The sequence below is a fragment of the Desulfosarcina sp. genome, from assembly GCF_046496365.1.
Classification (GTDB): domain Bacteria; phylum Desulfobacterota; class Desulfobacteria; order Desulfobacterales; family Desulfosarcinaceae; genus Desulfosarcina.
On the sequence record NZ_JAWOHB010000174.1, the window covers coordinates 19,940 to 38,670 of the forward strand.

At 58.5% G+C, this 18,731-nt stretch carries 13 protein-coding genes; 11 read left to right on the top strand and 2 right to left on the bottom strand.

What is annotated here, in order from left to right:
- Positions 1–3: 3 nt before the first annotated feature.
- Positions 4–897 carry an AAA family ATPase gene (locus R6V78_RS17665; RefSeq protein ID WP_410290702.1) on the top strand — a complete coding sequence of 298 codons (894 nt, stop codon included), beginning with the start codon at positions 4–6 and terminating at the stop codon, positions 895–897.
- Between the two features lie 73 nt (positions 898–970).
- Here the strand turns inward: R6V78_RS17665 and R6V78_RS17670 are convergent, their stop codons facing one another.
- Positions 971–3,196 (bottom strand): alpha/beta fold hydrolase, encoded by a 2,226-nt coding sequence (locus R6V78_RS17670; RefSeq protein WP_410290703.1) that lies wholly within the window; start codon positions 3,194–3,196, stop codon positions 971–973.
- A 97-nt stretch (positions 3,197–3,293) separates the two neighbouring features.
- On the opposite strand from R6V78_RS17670, the gene R6V78_RS17675 reads away from it, so the two are divergent.
- From R6V78_RS17675 to R6V78_RS17695, 5 genes are all read left to right on the top strand, one after another.
- Positions 3,294–3,722 (top strand): NIL domain-containing protein, encoded by a 429-nt coding sequence (locus R6V78_RS17675; RefSeq protein WP_410290704.1) that lies wholly within the window; start codon positions 3,294–3,296, stop codon positions 3,720–3,722.
- Positions 3,719–4,762, top strand: a complete 1,044-nt coding sequence (gene mnmA, locus R6V78_RS17680) for a tRNA 2-thiouridine(34) synthase MnmA (protein WP_410290705.1) — start codon at positions 3,719–3,721, stop codon at positions 4,760–4,762. Before R6V78_RS17675 ends, mnmA begins: the two co-directional genes overlap by 4 nt.
- A 19-nt stretch (positions 4,763–4,781) precedes the next feature.
- On the top strand, positions 4,782–6,146 hold the full coding sequence (gene mtaB / locus R6V78_RS17685) for a tRNA (N(6)-L-threonylcarbamoyladenosine(37)-C(2))-methylthiotransferase MtaB (protein ID WP_410290706.1): 1,365 nt from the start codon (positions 4,782–4,784) through the stop codon (positions 6,144–6,146).
- Positions 6,147–6,269: 123 nt separating this feature from the next.
- Positions 6,270–7,538 carry an MFS transporter gene (locus tag R6V78_RS17690; RefSeq protein ID WP_410290707.1) on the top strand — a complete coding sequence of 423 codons (1,269 nt, stop codon included), beginning with the start codon at positions 6,270–6,272 and terminating at the stop codon, positions 7,536–7,538.
- 2 nt (positions 7,539–7,540) lie between these two features.
- On the top strand, positions 7,541–8,773 hold the full coding sequence (locus R6V78_RS17695) for a formylglycine-generating enzyme family protein (protein ID WP_410290708.1): 1,233 nt from the start codon (positions 7,541–7,543) through the stop codon (positions 8,771–8,773).
- Between the two features lie 21 nt (positions 8,774–8,794).
- Here the strand turns inward: R6V78_RS17695 and R6V78_RS17700 are convergent, their stop codons facing one another.
- Entirely contained in the window at positions 8,795–10,429 is a 1,635-nt protein-coding gene (locus tag R6V78_RS17700) for a TolC family protein (RefSeq protein ID WP_410290709.1), read from the bottom strand.
- 406 nt (positions 10,430–10,835) lie between these two features.
- Here R6V78_RS17700 and R6V78_RS17705 point away from each other — a divergent pair, with 406 nt between their 5' ends.
- The 5 genes from R6V78_RS17705 to R6V78_RS17725 form a co-directional block, all read left to right on the top strand.
- The gene (locus R6V78_RS17705; RefSeq protein ID WP_410290710.1) at positions 10,836–12,050 is read left to right on the top strand and encodes an efflux RND transporter periplasmic adaptor subunit; all 1,215 of its coding nucleotides are present in this window, start codon (positions 10,836–10,838) and stop codon (positions 12,048–12,050) included.
- On the top strand, positions 12,047–15,145 hold the full coding sequence (locus R6V78_RS17710; protein WP_410290711.1) for an efflux RND transporter permease subunit: 3,099 nt from the start codon (positions 12,047–12,049) through the stop codon (positions 15,143–15,145). Before R6V78_RS17705 ends, R6V78_RS17710 begins: the two co-directional genes overlap by 4 nt.
- A gap of 50 nt (positions 15,146–15,195) precedes the next feature.
- Positions 15,196–16,866, top strand: a complete 1,671-nt coding sequence (locus R6V78_RS17715; protein WP_410290712.1) for an FAD-dependent oxidoreductase — start codon at positions 15,196–15,198, stop codon at positions 16,864–16,866.
- Positions 16,867–16,947: 81 nt separating this feature from the next.
- Positions 16,948–18,147, top strand: coding sequence for an acetate/propionate family kinase (locus R6V78_RS17720; RefSeq protein ID WP_410290713.1), 1,200 nt, complete (start codon positions 16,948–16,950; stop codon positions 18,145–18,147).
- A 57-nt stretch (positions 18,148–18,204) separates the two neighbouring features.
- Positions 18,205–18,731, top strand: a 527-nt coding sequence (locus R6V78_RS17725) for a hypothetical protein (protein WP_410290714.1), incomplete at its 3' end; no start/stop codon positions are given.

An 18,731-nucleotide genomic window follows, 5' to 3' on the forward strand; every position in this document is an offset into this window, starting at 1 on the left:
ACAATGGGTTCGGTGATAACCACGCAAGATACGGACGAATGGCGCGATGCCCGCAGCCGGGCGCTGAATAAACCGCACGCACCCCCAGACCTGTCCGCCGCAGACGGGCGCTTTTCCGTAAAGCCCGATCAGATTCCGGCTCGATGCAATCAGGTCAGGGTCATTAATTTGAAAGAGAGGAACCTGGATATGCTCAAAAACGACCTGATCCTCAGAAATCCCCTGAGGCTGATGGGCCATGAAAACGAAGCGATCGTCCCCCAAGGGGGCTTTGGGGCCGTGCTGGCCCGAGCCGGTGTGGGCAAGACCGCGTTGATCGTGCAGGTGGCCCTTAATACCATGCTGCAGCAGAAAAATGTTCTCCACGTCAGCTTGAACGATCCGGTGGACAAGGTGAACCTGTGGTACCAGGAGGTGCTCAACTGCCTGGCCCACCAGTACCATGTGCGGCAAATCAAGGAATTGTGGGAATCCGTTCAGATGCACCGGTTGATTATGACCTTCAAGGTCGAAGGCTTCAGTGTGCCCAAACTTGAAGAGCGGGTCAGGGATCTCACCGAGCAGCAGATATTCAATCCGCATATGGTGATCATCGACGGCCTCCCCTTCGATCAAAAACTGAGAACCCCGCTGGAAGGGCTCAAAGCCTTTTCCGAGAACCATCGTCTGCACCTGTGGTTCACGGTCACGACGCACCGGCACGAAGCGCCCGGTGCGAATGGACTGCCGGTTCAACTGGCATCCGTTGCCGATCTGTTCGATGCGGCCATCGAGCTTCAGCCTGAAGGCAAGAAGATTCACATCCGTTGTGTAAAGGGCGGTCCCAAGGGTGGAGAAATTCGCGACCAGCTGCTGGACCCGTCTACCATGCTGATTCAGGATCAAAACCCCATCTGAGTGGGACAGGTGGTAAAATGACTGAACGGCTGGCCAACAATGGCTTTCAACCCAGCCAGAATGCCGATGCAGGTCAGTTTTTTGCTTCGCCTATGGGGGCCCCCGCATGGGCCTGTGCGCGTACCGGTGCCGCCGGTCGGGAGTTGTTGCGGATGTGCTCCAAAAAATCGCCGATGGCCCGGTAAACCCGATCGGCGCCCTCTCCCAGCAGAATCCCGTGGCGCTGAAAATTGAACAGTACCATCTGCTTGTCCGTCGAACCCAGCAGCTTGAATATTTTCTCCGTGCCCCTGGGGTCTACCACCGGATCTTCGCGCGATTGGATCACCAGCGCGGGTGCCGTGATCTGCGGCAGCCGCGGTTCCAGTGAAGACATGAGCCGCTCCAGTTCGCGAACGCCGGAGATTGGGTTTTTAGCATAGTTGATATGGGGGTTTTCCGAATGATTGTCCACAAAGGTCTTTTTGGCATCCTCCAGGTGAAACCGTTGCATGAAACGGTTCCACACATCCACCGCAGGAACGAAACGTGAGGCCATGTCCTGTAGACGCAACGGGGTTGAGACGGCAATGACGCCTGCCACTTCGGGGATTCGCTGGGCCAGATCCAGGGCCAGGCCGGCACCGGTGGAGAATCCGCCGGCGATCACCTGACGGCACAGGTTACTGATGATGGCAAACCCGCTATCCATGCAATCGATCCAGTCCTGAAAGGAACATTCGGCCAGATCCTCCGGGGTGGTGCCGTGGCCCTTCATGCGAGGGGCGTAGACCCAGAAACCCATTTTACCCAGGTATTCGGCCAGGCCGCGCACTTCCGCTGGGGCCGCCATGTAACCGTGGGCCAGTACCACGCCCACCCGACGGCGATCGCCTTTGATCAAAAACGGCCGGCCCACATCCCGGGGCTTGGATACAACCGGATCGGCAAAGGCGTTGTAGTCACGGTCAAAGTCATCCAGGGCCCGTTTGATGAGGTGCCGGGCAACCCTGCGCCTCAGCCAGAACCCCGGCTGCCAGCACAGGCAGGAGATGCGGCGCTCCAGGTGCGTCAACGGCTCAACCTCATTGGCGATCACCGCAATGGGGTTGTCGATCCGGGATCGATGAAAGTCGAATAATGTTGCCAGTCTGGCCGCATCTTTTTCCAGAACGGAACCGTTGAATGCCACCACTTTTTTTTCCATGGCAAAGGCCACGAACTCACTGAATTTGTTGTAGCGGTCGTCGGTGAGCAGATGCACCTGGTTTTTTTCGAAACTGTTGTGGTAATAAATTTTGTCCGACTTCGAATCCGCTTGTGAGGCCAGGAACACCCGGCGCTTCAGGTTGCCTGGGTTGATGCGTCGGAGCGGCGATTTTTTGAGGCAGGCGGCAAACAGGTGGTCGTGGTTGACGGTGGTCATGCGGTATATGGCGGCCATGTATCGCTGCATGATCTTCAATGCCTCACGTCGCATGAACTTGCGTGCGGGGATCAGGTCGTCGAAGCCGATGGGAGATGGCGATCGGATATCGCCCTGTATGGCCTGGCAGGAGAGGCAGTCGTCGATTTCAATGGGCTCGCCCAGGCGCATGTCGATATCTACGCCGGACAGCAGCATGGCGCCTTCGGTTATGATTTCCTCGACAACCCGTTCGGGCAGATTTTCAACCATGCGTCCGGCCAGGCGGCTCAGGGCGTTCTCCCGCGCGCGCAACGGATAATAAGTCAGATTCACCGGAATGATGCAGGTGGGCTGACGGCTGACACTGTCCGTAGTGGGTAGCTTGAACCGCTCGGCCAGCCGTTGGGCCTCCTCCGGGTTGCTGTGGATCAGGTCGGTGATGCGCTGGCGATAAAACTCGGTTCTCAACGCCAGGGTGGCGGCGCCGGTATGGGGCGGGTGTTTGCCGCCTGCATAGGAAATTAAAAACCGTCCTTTTTCCATAATTTTTTTGTTTTTGACCATAAGGCCTTCGGGAAAAATGATCCAGCAGGCCTCGGCGGTGAGCAGGGTTTTGACCATCAGACGGTCGCGGTCGGGCGAACGCGTTGAAATGGCACCCAACTGCTCCAGGTACCGGCCGAACCTACCCACAAACAGCTCTGCCGCGGCAAGCGACCAGACGGGTATGCCGGTCAAGCGGTGCAGGTGGTAGGGCAGCAGAAAAGTTTCAATGCGCGTGAAGTGATTAACCACGAAAATGGTTGGGCCTTTGGGAATATTCGCCGCACCATGGATGTTCAGGCGGGCACGGCTCAGACCGGCGATGGTTTTAATGGCCAGTCCGGTGGTGCGGTATGCGAAACGGTTCATGGATCTGTCGGCACGGGTTTTGGTTGACACCGGTTTGTCCAGCCATTAAATTACACGGCTTGGTTATAAAAATAAAGGAAATTTGCGGAGGCGACGCGTGTATTCGAAAATACTCAAACTGCGGTTTCCGGTTACGGAAGTTCAAAAACCGCTGGTTTGTAATCTGGCCCGGGAATTTGATCTGGTGTTCAATATCCTCAACGCCGGTATTCTGCCCCGCAAAGAGGGTTTCATGGTGCTGGAGGTCTCCGGCGATCGGAAAAATTTCAAAGCGGGGGTCAACTATCTCAAGCGCCAGGGTGTGGATGTCCAGAACGCATCCCAGGAAATCAAGCGCAACGAGAAGAAATGCACTCACTGCGGATCCTGCACGGCAGTCTGCCCCACGGGTGCGCTGTTCGTCAAACGGCCCGAGATGGCGGTGGAATTCGACCAGCAGAAGTGCAGCGTCTGTGAATTGTGCGTCACTGCCTGTCCGCCGCGGGCCATGGAAGTGCGCCCCACCAATCAGCTTTTTTTTGAATGATCGGGCCTATTGCCATCGCCGTCTCCGGCGGCATCGACTCCCTGGTTTCCGCCTGCCTGCTTAAACAGCAGGGTATTCAAACTTTCGGCCTCCATTTTCTCACCGGTTATGAAACCACGGTTGACCCGCCCTACGAAAAGATCCACGCGCTGGGCCGGCAGCTGGGCATGCCCATAACCGTCATTGACCTGAAGGCGCAATTCAAGGCCCGGGTTGTGGATTATTTTACCGCCGCCTACCAGATTGGAAAAACGCCGAATCCCTGTCTGGTCTGCAACCCGGCGATCAAATTCGGAGCATTGCTTGCGCAGGCGCGTAAATTGGGCGCTTCTCATCTGGCTACGGGTCACTATGCACGTGTGGAGGCGGACCCGCGAGGGCGGTATCGGCTGCGCAGGGGCCTGGACGAAAAAAAAGACCAGTCCTATTTTCTCTCCCGACTTGATCAGGATCAACTGGCCCGGGCCATTTTCCCGTTGGGGGTCTTGACCAAGGACCAGGTCAGAGCGTTGGCGGCAAAGCAAGGTTTGCAGCCCTTGACTCGGCAGGAGAGTCAGGATGTGTGCTTTATCCGGGACAGCACCTACGCTGATTTTCTCATCCGCCACAGCGCCTTTCATCCGCTGCCTGGAGATATCGTGGACACTGTCGGAAATCGGGTCGGCATCCACAGCGGCCTGCACCAATACACGGTGGGACAGCGCCGGGGGATCAACTGTCCGGCCAGCCAGGCTTACTACGTCATCCGCATTGACACCCGCTTTAACCGTCTGGTGGTGGGATTTAAGGATGAACAACACGCAACCGGGTGCCGGGTGACCGATATCAACTGGATCGCCGGTGTTCCAGAAGGTCCCCTGGCAGTGGATACGCGCATACGTTACCGCCACCGGGCCGTGCCGGCGCGGGTGTCGCCCCTTGGGCAATCCAGTGCCGAGGTCAAATTCGATCAACCCCAGACAGCGGTCACGCCGGGGCAGGGGGCGGTGTTTTATCGCGGCGATGAGGTGCTCGGCGGCGGATGGATCGAAAACAGCTGATGTCTATTAACCCCTGATTATGAAGAAATTTATCATCAAAACGTTGGGTTGCAAGGTCAACCAGTGCGAGTCCGAAGCCATCCGAAATGCACTGGTGGAATCGGGTCGAGGCATTGCATCCGGTGATGAAGGCGGGGCCGACGTGGTGATTGTCAATACCTGCTCGGTAACCCGCAAAGCCGCCATGCAGAGCCGCCAGGCGGTCCGCCAGGCCATCCGGGCCAACCCCGATGCCCGCATCGTGGTTACCGGCTGCCATGCCCAGACCGCTGCGGCGGAAATGGCCGCCATCGATGGTGTGGATCTTATCGTCGGCAATCGGGACAAACACATGATCCCCCGGCGAATCCTTTCCCAACTGCCCGAACACGCCGACGGTGCGGTGCCGACTGAATGCTCCGACACAGACCGCCCCGGCACAAACCGTATCGATCAATTCGAAATGCTGCCCGCAATGGCAACCGGCAGCCGAACCCGTCCGTTTTTAAAAATCCAGGACGGTTGCGACGCCTATTGCACATACTGCATCGTGCCCCACGCGCGGGGGCGCAGCCGCAGCCTGCCCATGGACCAGGTATTGAAGCAGATCGAACAACTGGGCCGGCTCGGTTACCGGGAGGTGGTGCTCACCGGCATTCACATCGGCTGCTACGGCCACGACCTGACACCGGCCACCGGGTTGATAGAGCTGCTCTGCCTAATCCGCGAAGCCGGCAGCATCGACCGGGTGCGCGTCAGTTCCATCGAACCGGCGGAGCTGTCCGACGCCATCATCGACCTGGCCTGTTCAGGCCAAGACCAGTCCGGCCGCCTCTGCCCGCATTTTCACATCCCTTTGCAGAGCGGGGACGACGGGATCTTAAAACGGATGCATCGGCCCTACAGCCGGGACGATTTCAAGGCCCGGGTCCAGCGCATCATCGGCCGGCTGCCCGACGCGGCGATCGGTGTAGATACGCTGATCGGCTTTCCGGGAGAGACTGACGCGGCCTTTGAACACACCTACGACTTGATACGGTCGCTGCCTGTGGCCTATCTGCACGTGTTTCCCTTTTCGGCGCGTGAAGGCACCCCGGCCTTCACATTTAAGGATCAGGTGCCCGCACCGGTGGTAAAAAAACGCTGCGCGAGGATGCGCCGGCTGGGAGCGAAAAAACGCCAGGAATTCTACGCACGCCACGTCGGCAAAGCAGTGACCGTGCTGGTGGAAGCGACTCGTGACCGAATTTCCGGCTGTCTGAAAGGATTCTCCGACAACTATATCCCCGTGCTTTTTGACGGATCGGATGACCTGGCCAACACCTTTCAGCCGGTTGAAATCAAGGACATCTCTGCCGACGGAGTGCCGGCAGGGGTTGTGTTCGACAGGACAACGGATGGATGATTTTTAAATCAACGCACCTGAATGTTCAATGCCCAGCTGTTCAACGCAATGAACCCAACCCATCCCACCAACCCAATGAGCATGATGAACCCAAGCTGCACAAATAACCCCACGACCCCCTCCATGGCGACCGGTCTGTTTGTCTGGAGCTTCGGCGCGGTTTTTTACCTGATGGGCTTTTTTCACCGGGTTGCGCCGGCGGTGATCACCGGCGAACTGATGCATGATTTTCAGATCAGTGCCGCCGCTCTGGGAAACCTTTCCGCTTTTTATTTTTACAGCTATGTGGCCATGCAGATTCCCACGGGCATCCTGGCGGACCGCTGGGGGCCGCGGCGGCTGCTCACCCTGGGTGCGCTGGTCGCCGCCATGGGTGCGGTGATGTTTGGGCTGGCGCCGGGTTTGGCCTGGGCGGCCGCCGGCCGGCTGCTTATCGGCGGGTCGGTTGCCGTGGCCTTCGTGGGACTGCTCAAGGTGGCGGCCAATTGGTTCCCTCCCCACCGGTTTGCACTGGTATCGGGCCTGGCCCTTTTTTTCGGGATTATCGGGGCCGTTTTTGCCGGTACGCCGCTGCGTTTCCTGGTGGATGTGTTCGGCTGGCGCAGCGTCATCTTCCTTTCTGCAGCCGTCACGTTGATGATCGGGGCCGGTACCTGGATCGTTGTGCGGGATTATCCCCATGAAAAGGGGTATCTTGACCTGCCGGCTACCGGTTCGGATGCCTCATCAACGGGTGCGACGGGCGTTGTTGAAGGCATCCGCCAGGTGTTGGTTTATCGCAACACCTGGCTGCTTTTTACGATTCCCGGGGGGATCGTTGGGTGCGTGCTCACTTTTTCAGGATTGTGGGGCGTACCCTATCTGACCAGCCTGCATGGGCTGTCTACCGCTGCTGCAGCTACCCTGACCTCGACCCTGCTGGTTGCCTGGGCGGTCGGCGGGCCCTTTTTCGGATGGCTCTCAGACCGGCTGGGCAATCGAAAAACGCTCTACCTGGCCGGATGCGGGGTTTCGGCTGGCGGGTGGGCGGTTATCCTTCTGGCCAGCGACATTTCTCTGATGACGCTGATTCCAGTATTGGTGATCACCGGTTTTTCATCGGGTTGTATGATCATCAGTTTTGCATTCGTCAAGGAATCGGTGCCCCCGCGCCTGTCGGGGACGGCTGCGGGCGTGATCAATATGGGGGTCATGACCGGCCCCATGATCCTTCAACCGGCTGTGGGCTGGGTATTGGACCGCATGTGGACCGGGGAAATGGCTGCGGGCGTCCGTGTTTACAGCGTCGCTGCCTACCATGGCGGCTTTGGCTTGATGCTGGCATGGATTGCGGTGTCTTTTATCCTGCTGCTGTTCACCCGGGAAACCGGCTGTCGACAGATGGAGGGGTGAGAATGGACAGGATGGGTTTGAAACGTATTTTGGACCAGTTCGCCGATTGTGCGCACAAGCCTGATGCGGATCAGCAACCAGGCGCTCGGGTGACAGCGCTGTTGGCCAGTCTACTGCATGCTGTGTATGCCCACGTCCGCAGTCAGGCTTCCGCGGGGGTTATGCGCAGTCTGCTGGCGCTTGAGATCGAGATCGGTGGCGAGAACGGCGATTTCAGGGAATTCGACGCCGGCCAAATGATCGACCTGTTCACCCGCGGGGATGTGGTCCGCCGACTCCCAAAGCGGGTGGCGCCGGGATTGAATCTTTGTGCAGCCATGGATTTGCAGGCCCTGGCCGATTGGATCGCGGCCACGGCGGGTAAAGGCTTCACTCGGAGTCCGGCGGCGCTGCGATTCATTCACGCCTGGCTCAGACTTTTGGCGGAAGAATCGGGCAGCATCGATCCGCAGGATGATTGGATGGTTTCCGATCCTGTTGTTTCGCAGCCGGGCCAAACCGTGGTCTCCGAAGCATGGGAAGCGGGGAAAGTCTATACCGACCAGACGACCGGCATGACCTTTGTTTTCGTCCCCGGGGGCAGTTTCGCCATGGGAGATACGTTCGATGCAGGTGTTGAAGATGAAAAGCCGGTCCATGAGGTGCATCTCTCGGATTTTTACATGGCGACCTGTCCGGTGACCCAGGCGCAGTGGAGATCTCTGATGGTGGAAAATCCCTCCAAATTTGTTCGTGGTGACCATCCTGTTGAACAGGTGGCCCTGGCCGATGTGATGCGGTTCGTCGACAGACTCAATGCGGGGTCGCCGAGCGGTTTGCGGTTCGACCTGCCCTCGGAAGCCCAATGGGAATATGCTGCCCGCAGCGGCGGCAAGGATGAATTGTATGCCGGGGGGCAGGATCCGGATGCAGTTGCCTGGTATGAAGACAACACTTTCGGGAGCTCCGCTCCCGTGGGCGGCAAGCAGCCCAATGGATTGGGGCTCCATGACATGAGCGGCAATGTGTGGGAGTGGTGCCGGGATCTCTACCATCCTGAAGCCTACCGCCACCACGCTAAAAACGATCCGCTGTGCACCAGGGGTGATTCGGACCGTGTGATACGCGGAGGCAGCTGGAATCTGGACGCATGGAGCGTTCGCTGCAGTCGGCGCTTTCGCTTCAATCCTGAACTCTTCGGCCCGGCGCTGGGATTCAGGCTGGTGATGCGCGTTGATGGCTCATCTCGTCATTGATGGCAGGCAGCAAGCCACGGTTTAATTTTTTGAAAGCTTCACCGGTGTACGGCCCGGGGCAGAAATCCCGTGTCGCTCCAGCAGCGATCCATCCTGAAGATAAAGATCGATCAGGGCTTTGAGGTAGTTGATCAGGGACCGCACCTCGACGATTCTACTGGCCAGCAGATCCCGCTGCGCCTGAGCCACCAGAAAGCTGGTTGATTTGCCCACGCGCAGTTTTTCGGTTTCGATGCGCAGCTTTTCCTCATCGAACATGCGAGTGACCGATGAGGCGGTAATCTGCTGCTTGGTCCGGTCGACCTCAATGTAGGCTGTCCGGACGTCGACTTCCACAAGCTGGGAAAGGTTTTCCAGGATTTTTTGCGTCTGCTCCCGGGACAGCAGCGCCCGCTGGTGAAGTGCTTTGGCATCCCGATTAAAAACAGGATAATTCAATCTGATGCCCGCCAGCGCGTCATAGCTGTCCTGGTTGATGTTTGCGATGGCGCCACCAAAGGAATCGGCATAACCGCTTTTGCCGATGGTGATGAAAAGATCCATCAAGGGCAGCAATCCGTTGCGGGTTTGGACAAGCTCAAGATCGCCGCGCAGTATTTCCAACCGGGCCTGGTTTAAAATCGGACGCATGCGCATCGATACGGCCGTATGCATGGCAACCGCTTCCAGTTTGATTTCGGGCAGGGTCGGCTGATGGATTAATTCAAGCTCCCGCTGCCAGAAACCGGGCCCGGACGGGTTGAGCAACCGCAGCAGCTGCAGGCGAATCGATTCCTTGTTGGCCCGCGCTTCGATGAGCGCCTGCTCCTGTGATGCAACCTCGGCCTGTACGGCCGCCAGTTCAGAGCTGGCCAGGCGACCGACGGTGATCAACTGATCGGTCTCGCTGAGCTGCTGTCGGGCGACATTCAGTGACTCCTCGACAATTTCAATCTGACGCCGGGCCAGGGCGTAGTCCCAGTAAGTGCGTTCCACCTCGGCCACCAGGAACTCGGTAAACCCTCGAAGCTCATATTCCGACATGCGCGTATCCAGCCTCGCCTGCTGCAGCCGGGCCAGATTCACCTCTGTTCCGTATCCTCTCAGCAGCGCCTGACTGACCGTCATCCCCAGGCGGGTTGAATACAACCGGTCATCGTAAATCGATGCAGCATTCATCTGCGTGCTTGCTGCGAGAGCGACCGTTGTTCCGGTGGGGAAGTATTGCTCAAGAGCAAGGATGCCTTCGGCGGCATCGGTCTTGAAATCCCCGCTTTCCGATCGGCTTTCCGCGAGGCGTTCACCTTCGATCCTGCCGGCAGAGATGCCCGCATCGATCACCGGATCAAATGCGGCCCTTTCCTGATCTTCCAGGGTTTGCCGGATCGAGGGATTCAGCCGCTGCACCACCAGCGAGCGGTTGTTTTCAAGGCAAAGCAAAACGGCCTCGGTGATGGTGACTTTCAAAGGCCCCGGCGGCAGCGCTGGCGTGGCCATGACATCGGATGGTTCGGTGGACGCAGCATCCATGTGCACCACCGTATCGGCAGGACCGTTCGGCCCCCCGGCCGTGCGGTCGATCCGTTGCTCGACCAGGGTGCAGGACGCCGGCGACAGCAAAGCCGCGCCCAACGCAGTGAACATCAACAGACGACGATGATAGCTTGCAAAGGACATGGGACCCTCATGGAACCGGTTCAGGACCGGCGGCCATCCGGCTGCGATTTTAAGGTGTCATTGAACCGCGATAGCGAGCGCATTCCCCGCTGCTTGCGGCGGGGTTAGCGAGCGAACAGGAAATCGCTTTTATATCCTTCCGGTGAACCCTCCCCGCGGATTGCCGCGGGGAGGGTTCAAACCTTCCTGCCGGGCTATATATTTTCTTTGTTTCACGATTTCAATCCTTTCCTCGACCATTTTTCCCTTTGCAATATCAGCCCTAAATGTGCAATGTCGCCTATGTCGAACCAGACGGGCACCCATGTTTGGAAAGCGCCTGTTTTGATGGAATCGCAGAAAGTCACACCCGGTGTCACTCCCCGTGGATGCGGGCGCATGCATCTATTTGAAAAGGGATGTCAGCATGAAATGGAGCAAGTATAAAATTAGTATTCTGATGATGGTTGCAATCGGCGCAGCGGCTGGATCAGGCTGGCTGATTTTCGGTCACTTCCATGGCCGTGACGACGGGGGCAAAAGTGCCCGGGCTGTGCAGCCGGTGCCGGTGGAAGTGGCGTTGATTCAACAGGGTCCGATCGCACTGCAGCGCACATTCAGCGGAGAGCTGGAAGCCTTGACCGAATTTGTTGTGGCGCCGAAAGTAAGCGGTCGTGTGGAGCGTGTGTTGGTGGATATCGCCGATCAGGTCAGACGAGGTCAGGTCGTGGCCGAGCTGGATAATGATGAATATGTTCAGGCGGTGGCCCAGGCTCAGGCCGACCTGGAGGTGGCCAGGGCCAACCTGTCTGAGGCCAGGAGCGCTCTGGAAATTGCCAATCGCGAGTATAAACGCAGTGAGTCGCTGTTCAAACGCGGGATCGCGTCTGATTCCGAATTCGATGCCGCCGGGCAGGATCAACTGGCCAAAAAGGCGCAGGTCAGAGTTGCTGAAGCCCAGGTGGCCAAGGCCGAATCCTCCCTGGAGACCGCCAATATCCGGCTCGGCTATACCAAAGTGACGGCAGGGTGGTCCAACGGCAACGAGCAGCGCATCGTGGCCGAGCGCTATATGGATGAGGGTCAGACCGTGGCCGCCAATGCACCGCTGCTTCTGATCGTCGAGCTGCAGCCCATCGTCGGGGTGGTTTTCGTCACCGAGAGTGACTATGCGCACCTGCAGCCGGGGCAACCGGTGTCGTTGACAACGGACGCCTATCCGGGTGAACCATATGTGGGCCGCATTGCTCGCATTGCCCCCATCTTCCGCAAAACCACCCGGCAGGCACGCATCGAAATGACCATCGACAATCCACAGCACCGACTCAAGCCCGGCATGTTCATCAGGGCCACAGTGATCCTGTCCCAGTTGCCGGAGGCCACCATTGTCCCGGAGCAGGCGTTGACCATCCGGGATGACCGGGACGGCGTTTTCACGGTCAGTGAGGATGGGCGATCGGTAAGCTGGCGCGAGGTAAAAGTCGGCATCCGCGAAGGCGGCCGGGTGCAGGTGGAAGGTGAAGGGCTGTCGGGCCGGGTCGTCACCCTGGGGCAGCAACTGGTAAAAGAAGGCTCATCCATAGCGATTGCTGCCGGACAGAACGAACCGTCCGGTGTCCCCAAAAAGGCTGCGGACCAATGAACCTGCCGAAATTCAGCGTCCAACGCCCGGTTTTCACGACCATGGTGACCCTGATCCTGATTATCCTCGGGTCCGTTTCACTGAGCCGGCTGCAGATCGATATGCTGCCCAATATCGAACTGCCGACGCTGACCATCCGAACGGATTACGAAGGCGCCAGCCCCGAAGTGATGGAGCGCCTGGTCACCCAGATTATCGAAGAGATCGTTGCTACGGTTCCAGGCGTGGAGGAGATCACATCGACATCCTCGGAGGGCCGCAGCACGGTCAATGTCAGTTTCGTGTGGGGTACGCAAATCGACACCGCCGCCATTGACGTACAGGGCAAACTGGAAGATGAGCTCAACGAGCTGCCGGATGATATCGTCAGACCCCGCGTCCGAAAATTCGACATTGCCAGTTTCCCCGTGGTGCTGTTGGGCATTTCAAGCAACCTCGATCCCGTTGAGCTCACCGAACTGATTGAAGACCGTATCCGCTACCGTTTTGCCCGCATTCCCGGCGTCGCGCAGGTTGATGTGTGGGGAGGCTTCAACCGTGAGGTTCGAATCGAGCTGGATCCTGACCGAATCCAGGCCGTCGGCCTGCCGCTGGATCAGGTGATCGACGCCATCCGTGACGCCAATCTCGACCTTCCCGCCGGCAAGATCGAACAGGGACGCTATGAGGTCATGCTGCGTGCACCGGCTGAGTTTATCAACCTGGATCAGATTCGGGACACGGTCATCGTCCAGCGTGACGGCGCCGCCATCACGCTGGATCAGATCGCCGAGGTCAAGGACACCTATGAGAAGTTGACCCGCATCGTACGCGTAAACGGAGGCCGCGGCCTGCGCGTGGCGATTCGCAAACAGGCCGATGCCAATACGGTCGACGTGGCCAAACGCGTCCTATCTGAAATTGAGGCGGCCAACCAGGCATTCCCACAGATCAAGATTGTTCCGGTCATCAACCAGGGTAATTATATTGAGCGATCAATCCTCAATGTCGCCCGTTCGGTGCTCTACGGAGGCGGGCTGGCGATTCTGGTGCTGCTGTTTTTTCTGCGCAACATCCGCAGTACGCTGGTGATTTCTCTGTCGATCCCGATCTCCATCGTGACCACGTTTGCCCTGATTTACTTCGGGGGATTCACGCTGAATCTGATGACCCTCGGCGGGCTGGCCCTGGGGGTGGGCATGATGGTCGATAGTTCCATCGTCGTGCTCGAAAACATTTTCCGCCGCCGCAGCGAGTATGGCGAAACGCCTGAGGAGGCGTCGGTGGAAGGCGCCAGGGAAGTCGGACCTGCCATCATCGCCAGCACCATAACGACGCTGGTCATTTTTATACCGTTGATTTTCGTTCGCGGCGTTACGGGCATCCTCTTCAAGGAGATGGCCTATGTGATCATCTTTGCGCTGATCTGTTCGCTGACGCTGGCCTTGAGCCTGGTACCCATGCTGGCGTCCAAGCTGCTGAAATCAGATCACGGGCACGCCGGAGATCTGCCGGCCCGAACGAAACACCTGTCCGCCGCCGCAAGCACATATATTTCAGGCCTGGTCAACGCCTACATGGACCTTTTGCGCTGGGTTCTCAGTCATCGTCTGGTTTCCGTCCTTGCTGCGGCGGCCTTGCTCGGTGCGAGTCTGCTGCTCCTGCCCCTTATCGGCACTGAATTCATGCCCCCCAGTGATGAGGGTGAGGTTCGTGTGACCGGCAAGATGGAGATCGGTACCCGGCTTGCGCTGGTCGACCGGCAGACACGCATTATGGAGCAGATCATTCAGCCGGTCGTGCCCGAGGTCGTGTCATCGGTGGTCAGTGTGGGCGCCTTCGGCTGGCGCACCGACGCGGGATCAGAGGGTGAAATCAGCCTGTCTCTGCTGCCAGTCGCCCAGCGTGAACGCGCCAATGTGGAAATCGCCCAGGACCTGCGTCGTCGCCTGGAGGGACGAATTCCCGGTATGGAGGTCCGTGTCCGCGCACCCCAGGGTCAGTTTATCATGGAGCGAATCCTGGGAGGTGATGAGGGGTTGACCGTCGAGATACGCGGTTTCGAGCTTCCCGTGCTCGACGCGCTTGCCGGCCATGTGGCGGCGTTGATTGAAGATGTGCCGGGCGTCACGGACATCGAGACCAGTACCGAAGCCGGTATACCCCAGCATGAAATTGGCGTCAACCGAGAAAAGGTCGCCGATCTCGGGCTGAGCGTTCGCGATCTTACTGAGCTTCTTCAAACCGCGGTGGCCGGTTCCAAGGCCGGCGAGTATCGCATCGAGGGCAATTCCTATCGTATTCTGGTGCAGCTCAAGGATGCCGAAAAGCGCTCCCTGGATGAAATTCTCAATCTTACCCTGACCACCGCATCCGGGGAAAAGGTGGCCTTGCGCAATGTCGTCACCTCAGAACCGAGCCGCGGTCCGGTTCTGATCGATCGCAAGGACCAGCAGCGCAGGGTGACCGTTCACGCCAACATCTCGGGGCGGGACTTGGGTTCGGTGGCCCTTGACGTTGCTGACCGGTTGAATCGGATTCCACGCCCCGCCGGCTATGATCTCAACGTTGCCGGCAACTTTGAAGAACAACAAAAAGCCTTCCGGGAGCTGGTGGGCTCTCTCGTGCTGGCGCTGGTCCTCGTATATATGGTGCTGGCCTGCCAGTATGAATCGTTGCGGGATCCGCTTGTCGTCATGTTTTCCGTTCCTCTGGCGGCCGTAGGCGTGCTGGTAACGTTGTTGATTACGAAAACGACCCTGAATGTGCAGTCCTACATTGGCTGCATCATGCTGGGCGGGATCGTGGTCAACAACGCGATTCTACTGGTGGACCAGGCCGGAAGAATGGTCAAAGACGGCCTGCCCGTGCGCGACGCCGTGATCGAAGCCGGTCGTCGCCGATTGCGGCCGATTCTGATGACGACATTGACCACGATTCTAGGTCTGCTGCCTCTGGCACTGGGGATCGGCGAAGGATCCGAAGCCCAGGCACCCCTGGCACGTGCGGTTGTCGGTGGCCTCACTGGATCGACGCTGATCACGTTGGTGCTTATCCCGGTTGTCTATTCATTGTTTCATCCCGACCCGACATCGAGAGACAAAGGATCTGAATAGGGTCGGGTGATTTTCACTTACACGCTAAAATAACATCGGAGCTGCAGATCATGACAGAAAGTCTTCGTATCCTCATCGTCGGCGGTGTGGCGGGTGGCGCCTCCTGCGCGGCCCGTGCCCGCCGGATTTCTGAATCGGCCGAAATCATCATGTTCGATCGCGGCCCCTATGTATCCTTCGCCAACTGCGGGCTGCCCTATTACGTCGGCGACGTCATCAAAAAAGAGGAAAACCTGCTCATCGCGACCCCCGAGATGTTTCGCAAACGCTTCAACATCGACGTGCGTCTTCACGCGGAGGTGCTGGGTATCGACCGGACCAAACGCTGCATTACCGTCAAGAACCTCGAATCCGGAAAGACGCATATCGAACCCTATGATGCCTTGGTTCTTTCACCGGGGGCGCGCTCCATTCGACCCGACCTGCCGGGCATCGATCTTCCCGGCATCTTCTCTTTGCGCACCATACCGGACAGCCGTCAGATTCGAACGTGGATCGACCAGTACCATGCCGATCACGTGTTGGTGCTCGGCGGCGGCTATATCGGCATGGAGATGACCGACAACCTGCTCAAACGGGGAATAAAGGTGACCGTGGTGGAAAAGCAGTCCCAGGTCATGCCCGTCGTCGATCCGGAGATGATTGCCGACGTCCATACCGCTTTAATCGAAAAGGGTGTGTCCCTCTGGCTCAATGACAGCGTGGTCCGATTTGATCAAGGCAAGGGACACACGCTCGGGGTGACCTTGGCTTCCGGCCAGCAGATAGAGGCGGACATGGTGATTCTCTGCATCGGTGTGCGCCCGGAAATCAAACTGGCCCTTGGCGCCGGTCTGGCCATCGGAGATCACGGCGGTATCGAGGTCGACCCGCAAATGCGAACCTCTGATCTACGGATATGGGCCGTGGGTGATGCCGTGGAAGTTCACGATGTGGTCACCCGGACACAAAGCGTCATCCCCCTGGCTGGTCCGGCCAACCGCCAGGGTCGCATTGCCGCCGATGCTATCCTGGGGCGCAGCCACACCTTCCGTGGTGTCCAGGGCACCTCGGTGGTGGGCATCCTCGACCTCGTAATGGCCTTTACCGGCCCCAGTGAGAAATTGTTGAGGCGTTTGGGCCAATGGGATGGTCTGGAAAAGGTCTACCTCTATCCCGGGCACAGCGCCGGATATTATCCGGGCGCCAATCCGATCAGCTTAAAACTGATCTTCGACAAGCGCGACGGTCGTGTGGTGGGCGCCCAGGCCCTGGGGAAAAGCGGGGTGGAAAAGCGCATCGACGTGATTGCCATGGCGATACAGCTCAAAGCCACGGTTTTCGATCTGGAGGAGGCCGAGCTGTGCTACGCGCCCCAGTTTGGAACCGCCAAAGACCCGGTCAACCTGGCCGGCATGATTGCCGCCAATGTCATGCGCGGTGATATCACCCTGGCACATTGGGAAGATATCCACAACACGGAAGCGCTGATCCTGGATGTCCGCACACCTGAAGAGTTCAGGCGCGACCAGGTGGAAGGCGCCTTGAACATGCAACTGGATGAAATCCGCGATCGCATGCACGAGTTGCCCAGGGACCGGGAGATCTGGACCTATTGTTTCGTGGGACAGCGCTCCTATTATGCGACCCGTGCCTTGACCCAATACGGATTTGACGTGAAGAATATCAGCGGCGGATTCAAAACTTTTCTGCTGCATGAAAGCGGCAAGTATCTGGGTTGATGCGCCGACCATTTTCCGCAAACGGGAAGCAAAAAACCGCGATTGTCGGCTTTTAGTCGATCCTCGTGAAAGGAGACCGTCATGTCCAACGCCATTGTCGTGCTGAATGCGGGCTCGTCAAGCATCAAGTTTTCACTGTTCCTCGAGAGGGACGGAACCCTCGATGCGGACATCCGGGGGCAGGTCGAAGGGCTTTGCACAAACCCGCGCTTCGTTTCGAAGGCGCCCGACGGCAGTCCGAAAGCCGAGAAGTCCTGGCCTGCCGGCGTTGTGCTGGGACACGACGGCGCACTCGACTATCTGGTGGACCATTTGCGGGTTGAACTTGCCGGCAATCGGCTGATCGGCATCGGGCACCGGGTGGTTCACGGCGGCATGGCATACACCCGCCCGGTGCGTGTGGATGAGGCGGTCCTGAAGGTGCTGGAAACCTTCGTTTCAATGGCCCCCCTGCATCAGCCGCACAATCTCATGCCGATCCGCCGCGCGATGGCGCGCACCCCCGAGCTTCCGCAGGTGGCCTGCTTTGACACCTCTTTTCACCGCACCCAACCCGATGTGGCCCAGATGGTTGCCCTGCCGGAGGACCTGCGCGCGGAGGGGGTCTTGCGCTACGGGTTCCACGGGCTGTCCTACGAGTATATCGCCTCGGTCCTGCCCGAAATCGATCCGCAGGCTGCCACAGGCAGGAGCGTTGTACTGCACCTGGGCAACGGGGCGAGCATGTGCGCCCTGGAGGCGGGACGCAGCATTGCCAGCACCATGGGTTTTACGGCGGTCGAAGGGCTGCCGATGGGCACGCGCTGCGGCTCGCTCGATCCCGGCGTGATCCTTTATCTCATGGATCAGCGCGGCATGGACGCCCGCGCGATCGAAAAACTCCTTTACACCCAGTCGGGACTGCTGGGCGTATCGGGCATATCCAGCGACATGCGCGTGCTGCTCGCGAGTGAAGCGCCCCAAGCCAAGCTGGCCGTGGATTTTTTTCTCTACCGCATCCGCCGCGAGCTCGGCTCACTGGCGGCGGCGCTGGGGGGACTGGATGCCATCATTTTTACCGGTGGTATCGGCGAAAACGCGCCGGTCATCCGCAACCGCGTCTGCCGCGACGCCGCGTGGCTGGGTGTCGACATCGATGAAGCGGCCAACAGGGTCGGCCGGGGGCGCATCAGCAGCGACGCAAGCCGCGTCGGGGTTTGGGTGGTCCCGACCAACGAGGAATTGATGATTGCGCGCCACACCCGGCGTGTGCTCGAAACGACACAGGAGAATTCAACGTGATATTAAGGGTTGCGGTTACCAACCGACAAAAATAATAGATCAGGAGGCGTCTTGACAATGCTGAAAATTGAAACGATGCTGTTAATGGGTGCCCTGGCTTTAGCGGTAGTCGCCTGTTCCGGTTCGAGCGCCCAAATGGTCCAGACCCATGTGGAAGCGCAGCACGAGGGCAAGCCAATCACGGATGTGTTGATCATCGCCATGATCGAAGACCAGGAAATCAGAGCGATTTTGGAAAAGCATTTCAAGGATTGGCTCAATGTGAAGGGCGTCGAAGCAATGATCAGTGCCGACGTGCTTCCCGTCAAAGTGGGTACCAAATTGGAAAAAGAGGCCATCCTCAAGGTCCTGGAGGAGCATGAAAATGACACCATCCTGATTACCCGCGTGGTGGGATTTGGGGAAACCGAGGTATTCAGTCGTAGCAGGCCGCAGGTTTTCTTCAACTACTACGGCTATTACAATTATGCGTTGGGCTATATCTACTGGCCCACCGTATACGGCGAAAAGGTGCAATTGAGCCTTGAAACCGCGCTGTACGACGTGAAGACGGAATCGCCGATCTGGGCAGGTGTATCGCAGCT